This window comes from Limosilactobacillus equigenerosi DSM 18793 = JCM 14505 (assembly GCF_001311375.1).
In the GTDB taxonomy this organism is placed as follows: domain Bacteria; phylum Bacillota; class Bacilli; order Lactobacillales; family Lactobacillaceae; genus Limosilactobacillus; species Limosilactobacillus equigenerosi.
In genome coordinates, this window is sequence record NZ_BBAS01000024.1 from 1 (window position 1) to 9,924 (window position 9,924).

Sequence of the window (9,924 nt, forward strand, 5' to 3'; positions counted from 1 at the left end):
TTGAATGATGAAGATGTATAAAGCTAAGCAAAAGCGAGTGGCTTGGTTAACGAGGATTGGAATTCATCCAGTTGTTATCCGTTATCAGGAGGGGCACGGGTGGTATGTTGACATGATTGGCGACATGCCACAATCAAGGTTTACATATCACAAAACGGCAGAGGAAGCAGTGGAAGTATTGGAGAGGACGTTGTTGTAATGGCGGAATTATTAATTGCAATCGGAAAAGTTGTGTTAGGAGCGATTGCGTTTATTTGGGCCGGAGTTTCCTTAATTGCGTTTCTGATTATTTTGTCAATTGCGCAAGACAAAGCGGAACAGTCAGCCCGTGATCAGCATGAGCGATTAAGACGAGAACGAAAATTAAAGAACTAAATTATTGGCGGGGGTCTTATATGGAATTTTTGGACGGACAACAAATTGATGAACGAGGAACGGCTCACAACGTTGATTTATTTCTTACTAGGGATTTAGAGAAGGCTTTACGTTTTTCAGGTGAGAGCCGTGATGGAATTTCATCTCCACAATGGAGCTTTGAACCTAGTGGGGGAGGTTATGGAAATAGCCAAGAGCGTAGAGTGGGAAAAGTGGTGACAGCCAGCAACATGGTTAAAGCCATTGCAGACACAATTCGCAATTGCGATGAGTTAAATTCTAAAATCTTATTCCAATGTTACATTGACGAAATGAAGGATTGGCAGGTTGCAACTAAACTTGGTTACACCAAGGAACACTTCTCACGGCAAATTAAGCGATCAGCGTTAGTTGAGTTTGCAGACCGATATGAGGTTTATGGACGTTTTTATCACGTTTACGAAGATTTACATGTTTATTTAGCATGAATATCAACAAGACATCAACACGATGTTAACAACAGGTCAATTTGACATCAATTTGACATCAACGAAATGTCAACGAGATGTCAACGCCACATCAACGGTTGATTGTTATTATGATATTGTTCAAAATATTACATATAAGGCAAACGCCTTAATTATGGGTCAGTGTGTTAGACAGGTTTAACTAATGATTACTAACTAAATTTTGCGTGCAACATACATTTTTATCCAAATCATTAGTTACATTCGCTGGTGCAAGTCCAGCCACATGATCCGATTCTTTATTACGTAGTAGTAAAACTTGTAGATTTCAATCAGCCAGTAAAATGACTGATTATGAGTGCGATATGGTTATGCGGTTCTTTTTTCTGATTCGGGTAAGACTCCTTTTTTTTATTTTTGAAATCACGTTTATGTATATACGTTTGTTTAAAATGCATCTGTTCCGGTTCGATTCCGGACGCACTCGTCACATTCATACATTGTCAAAGCGGGTTACGATCTCCGTGAATGACAAAATTCCCGTTTGTTATGATGGATTCCGAAGCGGGGAGCCTAGCGAGCCTTGGAGCTTGCCGTAATGGCATGAATGTAGTCCCGGTCGTGGTGACAAGGACGGTTCAAGTCCGTCACTAGTATTATTAGTACTAGCCATGGTGGTTAGCGGTGGTTCGATTCCACCGCTGGGACTTTGAATGGCTTTCACCATTCTTAATTGTTGCCAGGACACTGGCAGTAATTGCTTATAACATTTACGCTCGCTCATTTGCGGGCGTTTTTATTTTAGGAGGACACGATGGAAGTTAAAACAGTAGGGATTAATTCGATTAAACCATACGAAAACAATCCACGAATTAACGATGGTGCGGTGGAAGCCACAGCTAATTCAATTAAAGAATTTGGGTGGCAACAACCAATTGTGGTTGATAAGGACGGTGTCATTATCGTTGGACATACACGATTAAGGGCAGCCAAACAATTAGGATTAAGTCAAGTTCCGGTTGTTTATGCTGACAACCTGACGGATGCACAGGTCAAGGCATACCGTTTAGCCGATAATAAAACAGGCGAATTAGCAGACTGGGACTTTGATTTGCTTGATGTAGAATTGGATGACCTTGATTTAGATTTCGATATGTCCGATTTTGGATTTGAATTAAGCGAAAGTGAAGACGATGATACCGAAAGTGCTGTTGAAGATGACTTTGATGAAGAACCACCAACTGAAGCTAAATCAAAACTTGGTCAGATTTACAAATTAGGACGTCATCGATTGATGTGTGGTGACAGCACCGACAGCTCTCAAGTTGCTGATTTACTAGGGGGGTGCAAGCTGACCTTCTCATTACTGATCCACCTTATAACGTTGCTCTTGGAATGGGCGGATCGGTAGACGAAGCGAGGAAGCGTCATCGAAGAACTGATGGATTAGTTATTATGAATGACAAGATGGAAAATGATGATTTTCGGCAATTCTTGATTAAGGTTTATTCTGCAGCTAATGATAATTTAAAAGAAGGAGCAACATTTTATATTTGGCATGCGGATAGTGAACGTTATAACTTCGAAGGTGCAGCGCTCGATATCGGTTGGGAAATTAGGCAAACGTTGATTTGGAATAAAAACTCAATTACGTTAGGTCGACAAGATTATCAATGGAAACACGAACCGTGTTTATACGGTTGGAAAGCCGGCGCTTCGCATAATTGGTATTCAGACAGAAAGCAGTCAACAGTGCTTGATTTTGACCGACCAACAAGAAGCGAATTGCACCCAACAATGAAACCAATTCCACTATTTGATTATCAAATTAAGAATAGTTCAAAGAAAGGTGATAATATTCTTGATTTATTCGGTGGCTCCGGGACAACGTTAATGGCTTGCGAGCAAAACGGACGTAATGCGTTTTTGATGGAATTAGATCCAAGATATGTTGATGTAATTATTAAACGTTGGGAAGAATTTACCGGTAAAAAGGCTGAACTAATTAATTAAATTAATTATATTCTTAACTTTGACTGCTTAAATAAAGTGACCATTTCTTTGAAACAGAGCTATTATGTCAATGTAAAAAGAAACGGAAAAAGGGGTCAAAGCCATGAAGTATTACATAATGATTGAATTAAACACAGCTATTAAAAATGGCTTTTCAAATAGCTACGGAACATTAGAATTAAAAAAAAGTGGGTCGGTGCAAAACCAATGAAAGTCGCTGGCAATCCGGTTGAAGTTGATTATAAAACATGGGAAAAAGCACAATTTGGGATGCATATCGTTGATATTGACGGTGTTATGATTCCAACTAGTAAATTGATTGCTATGTAACAGTGATGAAAATAATAAAAATATTTTAAGAAGGTCAGTAAAAATGCTGACCTTTTTATTTGGAGGAATTTAATGGCGAAAGGAGTTTACAAAGAATGGTTAAAACCTGAGAAGTTAGTGTTGCTGCAAGGTTGGAAACGAAATGGTTTAACTGATGAAGAAATAGCTAAAAACATTGGAATTAGCCGGAAAACACTGTCTGAGTGGAAATCAAAGTATCGTAACATTGGTGACGCATTAAAAATAGGCAAACAGCAAGCTAACTTTATTGTTGAAAATAAGCTATTCAAGAGAGCAAAAGACGGCAATGTTACAGCGATGATTTTTTGGCTTAAGAATAATTGGCGTGATAAGTACAACGATTCAACACTTGGGCCGGAAGAAGTTGCTCTGATGAAAGAGCGTAAACGGAAAGCCAAGGCAGAAGCAATTATTGCTGAATACCAAGCCGAACAAATCACTAATTCATCAAGCAACGTTACAGGCGTAACTATTGTGGACGACATACCAAAGGAAGAAGGTGCGGATGATGACAACGATAAGTCTTAGACAGCAAATCAACCCGCACTTTTACAAAATGTGGAATACAAATAAGCCGTATGTTGTCTTGAATGGTGGTCGGGGTAGTTTTAAATCGTCAGTTGTTAGTTTGAAACTGTGTGTTGAGTTGCTGAAGTTTGTTGAGCAACGGTGCAAAGGGAACGTCATCTGCATTATGGATAACATTTCACACATCAAGGACGCTGTTTATTCTCAAATCCAGTGGGCGCTTGACTTGCTGGGGGTTGCTGATGAGTTTTACTTCCGTGTTAGTCCAATGACGATTATGCACCGTAAAACAGGCAACTCATTCCACTTTTACGGTGCTGATGATCCAATGAAACTTAAATCAAACAAGGTGACTGATGTTATTGCGGTTTGGTTTGAAGAGTTCGCTAACATGAAGTCCGTTGACGTGTTCGACCAGTCGGTGCCAACGTTTATTCGGAACGCCAGCCCGCACGTTGACCACGTTACGGTTTACGTGTCTTACAACCCACCGAAAAACCCTTATGATTGGATTAACGAATGGGTTACGAGTAAGGAAAACGATGACGATTATTTAATCGACCACTCGACTTACCTTGATGACGAGTTGGGTTTTACAACGCCACAAACACTCAAGTTAATCGAGGGGTACAAAGCAAACGATTACGATTATTACCGCTGGCTTTATCTTGGAGAAGTTGTTGGACTTGGTACTAACGTTTACAACATCGAGTTGTTTAATCCGCTTGATAAGTTACCAGATGACCAATCAATCAACGCTTTGTTTTATTCGGTCGATACTGGACACGAAGTCAGTGCAACAACGTGTGGTTGCTATGGATTGACTAATCTCGGCAACGTAATATTGCTTGATACGTATTACTATTCACCGCAAGGAAAAAGTCACAAAAAGCCACCATCCGAGCTGGCAAAGGACTTAAAAGGGTTTATTGACAAGTGCACTAACGAGTATGGTTTACAACCGGATCGCATGACAATTGATAGCGCTGAAGGTGCGCTTGATAACCAGTTTTACAACGATTATGGAGTGCACTGGCACAAAGTTAACAAACTTAAAAACATCGATATGGTCGACCGTGTGCAGGATTTACTTGCTCAGGGTCGTTTTTATTATCTCGATACGGATGCCAACAAGGTGTTTATTGAAGAGCATAAGAAGTATCAGTGGGACGAAAACACTTTACAGAGCGATGATCCAAAGGTTGTTAAGGTTGATGACCACACAGTCGACCAATTTAAATACTTCGTACGTGACAATGAACGGCAACTTGGTCTCAAGTGGTAAGGAGGTGATTATTTGAACATCTTTAACCGATTTATTAATTCAATTTTGAAAGGGGGCGCAAAACTAGGCATGACACAATCATTAGGCTCAATCACAGATGATTCACGAATTAACATTGATCCAGAAGAATACGAACGGATTAACAAAGCAATTAAGTACTATCGTGATGATTTTGAAAAAGTAACCTATAAAAACACGTATGGAGTTAAACGAACCCGTGATTTACTGAGCATTAACGTAACTAAAATGGCAGCGCATCGTTTAGCCACCGTAATTTTTAACGAGCAATGCACAATCACAATCGATGATGAACCAAACAACGAGTTACTCGCCGATGTGTTTGAAGACAACGACTTCTACAATCAATACGAGGAAAAGTTAGAACCAGGCATTGCGCTCGGTGGCTTTGCTATTCGTCCTTATGTGGAGGATGACAAAATTAAGTTGGCTTGGGTTCGAGCTGACCAATTTTATCCACTAAATTCAAATACTAATGAAATCACTGAGGCGGCTATTGCTAGTGTTACGACCAAAATTGAGAGCCACGCACCGGTTTATTACACGTTGCTGGAGTTTCATCAATGGGACGAGCACGGCAGTTACCAAATAACTAACGAGCTTTATCGGTCAACCAACGCAACAACGGTCGGAAATCAAGTGCCACTATCAAGCATTGATGAGTATGCCGACCTTGCACCGCAAGTTACGCTTAACGGGCTCTCACATCCGCTTTTTGCTTATTTCAGAGCACCAGGGGCTAACAACATCACACCAAGCTCACCACTAGGACTTGGGCTAGTAGACAACTCGCATAAGATTGTTGACGCAATTAACGCAACTCATGACCAGTTTGTGTGGGAAGTTAAGATGGGGCAACGCCGTGTGGCAGTGCCAGCTGAAATGCTCCGGCGTGGTAATTCGTTTGGCGACAACAATGCCAGTGACAACCGTCAACCAGTATTTGACGCTGACGAAAATGTCTTTGTTCAAATGTACGGCGATGATATGGACATCAAGGACTTAACAACTCCTATCCGCAACGACCAATATCAAGCGTCCATGGACTTTTTCTTGAAAGAGTTTGAGAATGCCGTTGGTATTAGTCAAGGTACGTTTACCGCAACGCCAAGTGGCATTCAGACCGCAACTGAAGTGGTTACTAATAACTCAATGACTTATCAAACACGGTCAAGTTACTTAACTCAAGTTACTAAGCAAGTTAACGCCTTGATCATTGCGATTTTTGAATTAATGCAATGTGGCCAGCTGTTCAGTGACGGCAAGCCACGGTTTAGCGGTGATGTTGATGATTTACAAATCACGATTGATTATGCTGACGGTGTATTCACTGACAAGACAACGCAATTCACGCAAGATAGTCAAGCGGTGGCCATGGGAGTTATGCCAAAGAAACGTTTCTTAATGCGTAACTTTGGACTTGATGAAGATGTGGCCGAGCAATGGCTCGAGGAACTTGATGAAGAAATGCCAGAGCTAGACCCTGGCTCTTATCAAGGCACTAATTGGGATGACGGTGACTAGCTATGAACGGCCGTAAGCGTATGGAGCAAGGCGCTGGACACATTTATGACCTTTACACCGAACTTCAGAACCAGCTATATTTGCTCATCATTAATGCTTTGAAAGACGCTGATTATAAGCACGTCGACCAAGGGGACGTTTTGATGTGGCAAATGCAACAACTTAACAACATGAACCGGCTTAATGACGAGGCGGTTAAGGCGTTAAAGGACAAAGACGGATTAAGCGAAGACGCTATTCGTGATTTTGTTAAATTCCATGGTATGAAAATCATTGATGAAGTTGATGATGAATTGAAACGGGCAGGCGCTGAACCGCAACCTGTTTCAGAACGGGCTAAACAAGCGCTAGGAGCGTTAGCAGCACAAACCGCTAAGGATTTACAGAACAACATCAATGAAACGCTTGTCAGTCGAAACAGGGGGCGTGAGAGTGGTTTTACAAAGGCTTATCGTCAAGTGTTAACCGAAAGTACAACCGCAACGGTTACGGGCTATATGACGCACGAACAAGCAGTTAATCGTGCAGTTTATAAGTTGGTTGATAAAGGCTTTCAAACCCCGTTAATCGACAAAGGCGGTCGTGGATGGAGCGTTGATAATTACGCACGGACTGTGTTGTATTCAACCGCCAATCGGACGTTTAACGAACTACGACTAATGCGGATGAAAGACCATGGCTTAGTAACTGCATTGATGAGCTCACACATGGCCAGTCGTCCAGCGTGCGCACCTATTCAAGGACATGTTGTTAACGTGGTAGACCATTCCGACCCTGATTTCGACAAGCGATACCCGACTATCTATGATCACGAGTATGGAGAGCCAGGAGGAACGCAGGGAGTTAATTGTCGGCACATTTTAACGCCGTTCAATCCTGAAACAATGGAGAACCACGAACCGCAAGTTAATCCGGCCCAAGCTATCCGAAATGGTGAGATTATTCAACGGCAACGAGCAAAGGAGCGGGCTATTCGTTCCGCTAAGCGCCGAATTTTCACCGCTGAGGCGCTTGGAGATGAAAAGACGGCTAATCGTGCCAAAGCATTGTTAAGGAGCAGACAGAAGAAATTAAGGGCATTTATTAAAGACACCAATCAATCATTAGACCAAGACATTTTAGTGCGGGACTACTCCCGTGAGAAGTTTTATCCAGGAACTTAATTAATCGACCTGAGCATGTCGTTAAAAGGCTCTTTTTTCATGCAATCTTTTTCACGGTGCGTGCCGTGTAAGAAATAAAACGTTAGGAGAGATAAGTATGAATCGAGATTTTCTTAAGAACCAAGGACTTACTGACGAACAAGCCAATGCAATCATGGCTGAGTACGGCAAGGCAGTCAATCCGCTTAATGACCAAGTGGCCAAATTAACCAGCGAACGTGACGACTTGCAAGGGCAAATCACTGAACGTGACGGCCAATTGAAAGACCTTAAGGCGACCGTTAAGGACAATGACGAGCTCACGGCTAAGATTGCCGACCTTGAAAAAGCCAACAAGGACGCTAAGGCAAGTTACGAAAACAAGCTAAAAGCGCAAGACAAGGAATTTAAGATTAACAATGCCTTGCGGGATAGCGGTGCTCGCAATGTTAAGGCTGTTCAATCATTGCTGGACTTAGACAAGGTTAGTGTTGACGACAACGGCACATTGATTGGTTTATCTGACCAATTAAAGGCGGTTAAGGAGTCAGATGGTTACTTGTTCCAAGAAACTCAAAACAACGACGAGGGTGGCGAACCTAAGTCAAAAATCACTATCACAGGTGGCCAACCAAGCAACGGAAATTCAAATCAACCAACGATGGTTGACCGAATTGCTGCACGGTTAGCCGGCAAGGAATAAAAAAGGAGATTTAGAATAAATGACAGTAGTAATGGATCAACGTGATTTACAAATTCTTGATGAATCACTTCGTTTTGAAAGTAAGATGTGGGATGTGTTGCAAGGTGGAGCAAACATGATTACGCCAAGCGACTTTCTTGACGCTGAAACGGTTCGTGTAAACAAGATGGACGGGTTTGTTAAGCCGTCACAATACAACCGTAATGGCGAAAACTCACGTTCACGAGTAGACATGGAAAAGGAAGTCTTCAAGCTATCTCAAGAAGACTGGTTTAGCTACACGCTTGATAAGTTGGATCAAACGGAAAACATGGCTTACAACGTGCAAAACATCGTGACTGGACACCGTAAGCAAATTACTATTCCTGAACGTGATAAGTATGCTGCACAAAAGATTTTTGAAGTTTCACAAAACGGTGGGAAGCTTGTTGAAGGAACGATTGACACGAAGAACGCATTAGCCGCTTACGATGACGCTGAAGCTTACATGGTTGACAATGAAGTTCCAGGTGGCTTTGTGATGTTTGCATCTAGCTCATTCTACAAGTCGTTAAAGAATGCCGATGGAGTTTCAAAGACGTTCACGACCAACGAGGCCTCAATTAACGGAATTAATCGTAAGGTTGGCCAATTAGACGATGGTGTGCCTATTTTGCAAGTTCCTAAGGGACGTTTACAAGGTCGTACGATTTCAGACACTCATGACATTTCATTCATGTTAGTGCCACTTTACGCCTTTGCTCCAGTCGTTAAGTTGGAAACAGTCGACTACATTCCAGCGGAATTAGATCCAACCGGTTACCGGGACACGATTAAGTCATTGAGTTTCTACGACATCTTCTCTTTTGACAACACGAAGAAAGGTGTTTATGTCGCAGCCTCAAAGAACAGCACGACTAGCAAGTAAGGAGAGTTAACTCATGGCATACTTAACGTTTAATGATTACAAATCAATGGGTGGCTTGGTTGTACAGGCTAACTTCGACCGCTTAGAACAAAGCGCAGAGTATGCCATTAACAACGCCACTCGTGATTATTTCCGACTGCATTCTTTGGATGACGAACCCGACAAGTTTGTGGTTGATGATTTCAAGCGTGCCGTTTATGAGCAAATTGAATACATCAATTACTTGGGCGGTGGACAAAGCTACACTCAAGCCGACAATAGTTTTAAGTCAATTTCGATTGGGCGCTTGTCTATGACGCCTGGCGGGAACAAGGACAACTCAACAACTCAAGCACGTAACGGCTTATGCCGTGAAGCTTACGAGTTGCTTGGCAAACATGGTCTTTTGTGGCGGGGGGTGTAATTTATGCGCCGTTTAATTCCACGAATTCCAAAGGAGTTATGCAATCAATCACTCACAATCAACATGCCAACGGGGAAAAAGGATAAGTATGGAAAACAACAAGTTGGGAAAGTTGAGATTGAACGGGCCATCGTTCAACCACAGACAATTTATTCCGGAACAAATAACAATCGACAAGTAACGGCCAATGCGGTCGTTTTTTTTGTTTGCCGGAATTACAACGCCGTTT

General features: G+C 42.0%; 11 protein-coding genes and 2 pseudogenes. All 13 read left to right on the plus strand.

Annotated elements, in window-relative coordinates:
* The first annotated feature begins 13 nt into the window (after positions 1-13).
* Positions 14-199 carry a hypothetical protein gene (locus JCM14505_RS08125; protein ID WP_153011013.1) on the plus strand — a complete coding sequence of 62 codons (186 nt, stop codon included), beginning with the start codon at positions 14-16 and terminating at the stop codon, positions 197-199.
* Complete coding sequence (locus tag JCM14505_RS09075; protein ID WP_156249880.1) at positions 199-375, plus strand: hypothetical protein; 177 nt, start codon at positions 199-201, stop codon at positions 373-375. Before JCM14505_RS08125 ends, JCM14505_RS09075 begins: the two co-directional genes overlap by 1 nt.
* Positions 376-395: 20 nt before the next feature.
* Positions 396-842 (plus strand): ArpU family phage packaging/lysis transcriptional regulator, encoded by a 447-nt coding sequence (locus JCM14505_RS08130; protein ID WP_054653971.1) that lies wholly within the window; start codon positions 396-398, stop codon positions 840-842.
* 793 nt (positions 843-1,635) lie between these two features.
* Positions 1,636-2,834: pseudogene (locus JCM14505_RS08135) on the plus strand (DNA modification methylase).
* Positions 2,835-3,041: 207 nt separating this feature from the next.
* Positions 3,042-3,164 (plus strand): hypothetical protein, encoded by a 123-nt coding sequence (locus tag JCM14505_RS10195; protein WP_263848981.1) that lies wholly within the window; start codon positions 3,042-3,044, stop codon positions 3,162-3,164.
* A 72-nt stretch (positions 3,165-3,236) separates the two neighbouring features.
* On the plus strand, positions 3,237-3,713 hold the full coding sequence (locus JCM14505_RS08140; protein ID WP_054653973.1) for a helix-turn-helix domain-containing protein: 477 nt from the start codon (positions 3,237-3,239) through the stop codon (positions 3,711-3,713).
* Complete coding sequence (locus JCM14505_RS08145) at positions 3,691-4,998, plus strand: PBSX family phage terminase large subunit (RefSeq protein ID WP_054653974.1); 1,308 nt, start codon at positions 3,691-3,693, stop codon at positions 4,996-4,998. The genes JCM14505_RS08140 and JCM14505_RS08145 overlap by 23 nt, the downstream gene beginning before the upstream one ends.
* A gap of 69 nt (positions 4,999-5,067) precedes the next feature.
* Positions 5,068-6,540, plus strand: a complete 1,473-nt coding sequence (locus JCM14505_RS08150) for a phage portal protein (RefSeq protein ID WP_054653982.1) — start codon at positions 5,068-5,070, stop codon at positions 6,538-6,540.
* Between the two features lie 2 nt (positions 6,541-6,542).
* Positions 6,543-7,703: a phage minor capsid protein gene (locus tag JCM14505_RS08825; protein WP_225352326.1), complete on the plus strand. Its 1,161-nt coding sequence runs from the start codon at positions 6,543-6,545 to the stop codon at positions 7,701-7,703.
* A gap of 97 nt (positions 7,704-7,800) precedes the next feature.
* Positions 7,801-8,385 carry a phage scaffolding protein gene (locus tag JCM14505_RS08160; RefSeq protein ID WP_054653976.1) on the plus strand — a complete coding sequence of 195 codons (585 nt, stop codon included), beginning with the start codon at positions 7,801-7,803 and terminating at the stop codon, positions 8,383-8,385.
* A 19-nt stretch (positions 8,386-8,404) separates the two neighbouring features.
* Positions 8,405-9,292 (plus strand): hypothetical protein, encoded by an 888-nt coding sequence (locus JCM14505_RS08165; protein ID WP_054653978.1) that lies wholly within the window; start codon positions 8,405-8,407, stop codon positions 9,290-9,292.
* Positions 9,293-9,305: 13 nt separating this feature from the next.
* Positions 9,306-9,695: a head-tail connector protein gene (locus tag JCM14505_RS08170; RefSeq protein WP_054653980.1), complete on the plus strand. Its 390-nt coding sequence runs from the start codon at positions 9,306-9,308 to the stop codon at positions 9,693-9,695.
* 3 nt (positions 9,696-9,698) lie between these two features.
* A pseudogene (locus JCM14505_RS08175) lies at positions 9,699-9,924 on the plus strand (putative minor capsid protein); the annotation flags it as partial.

Excerpts from the sequence above, each read along its gene's own strand:
- JCM14505_RS08145 (WP_054653974.1), top strand. The coding sequence starts at position 3,691 with ATGATGACAACGATAAGTCTTAGACAGCAAATCAACCCGCACTTTTAC.
- JCM14505_RS10195 (WP_263848981.1), top strand. The coding sequence starts at position 3,042 with ATGAAAGTCGCTGGCAATCCGGTTGAAGTTGATTATAAAACATGGGAA.
- JCM14505_RS08140 (WP_054653973.1), top strand. The coding sequence starts at position 3,237 with ATGGCGAAAGGAGTTTACAAAGAATGGTTAAAACCTGAGAAGTTAGTG.
- JCM14505_RS08160 (WP_054653976.1), top strand. The coding sequence starts at position 7,801 with ATGAATCGAGATTTTCTTAAGAACCAAGGACTTACTGACGAACAAGCC.
- JCM14505_RS08150 (WP_054653982.1), top strand. The coding sequence starts at position 5,068 with ATGACACAATCATTAGGCTCAATCACAGATGATTCACGAATTAACATT.
- JCM14505_RS08130 (WP_054653971.1), top strand. The coding sequence starts at position 396 with ATGGAATTTTTGGACGGACAACAAATTGATGAACGAGGAACGGCTCAC.
- JCM14505_RS08125 (WP_153011013.1), top strand. The coding sequence starts at position 14 with ATGTATAAAGCTAAGCAAAAGCGAGTGGCTTGGTTAACGAGGATTGGA.
- JCM14505_RS09075 (WP_156249880.1), top strand. The coding sequence starts at position 199 with ATGGCGGAATTATTAATTGCAATCGGAAAAGTTGTGTTAGGAGCGATT.
- JCM14505_RS08825 (WP_225352326.1), top strand. The coding sequence starts at position 6,543 with ATGAACGGCCGTAAGCGTATGGAGCAAGGCGCTGGACACATTTATGAC.
- JCM14505_RS08170 (WP_054653980.1), top strand. The coding sequence starts at position 9,306 with ATGGCATACTTAACGTTTAATGATTACAAATCAATGGGTGGCTTGGTT.
- JCM14505_RS08165 (WP_054653978.1), top strand. The coding sequence starts at position 8,405 with ATGACAGTAGTAATGGATCAACGTGATTTACAAATTCTTGATGAATCA.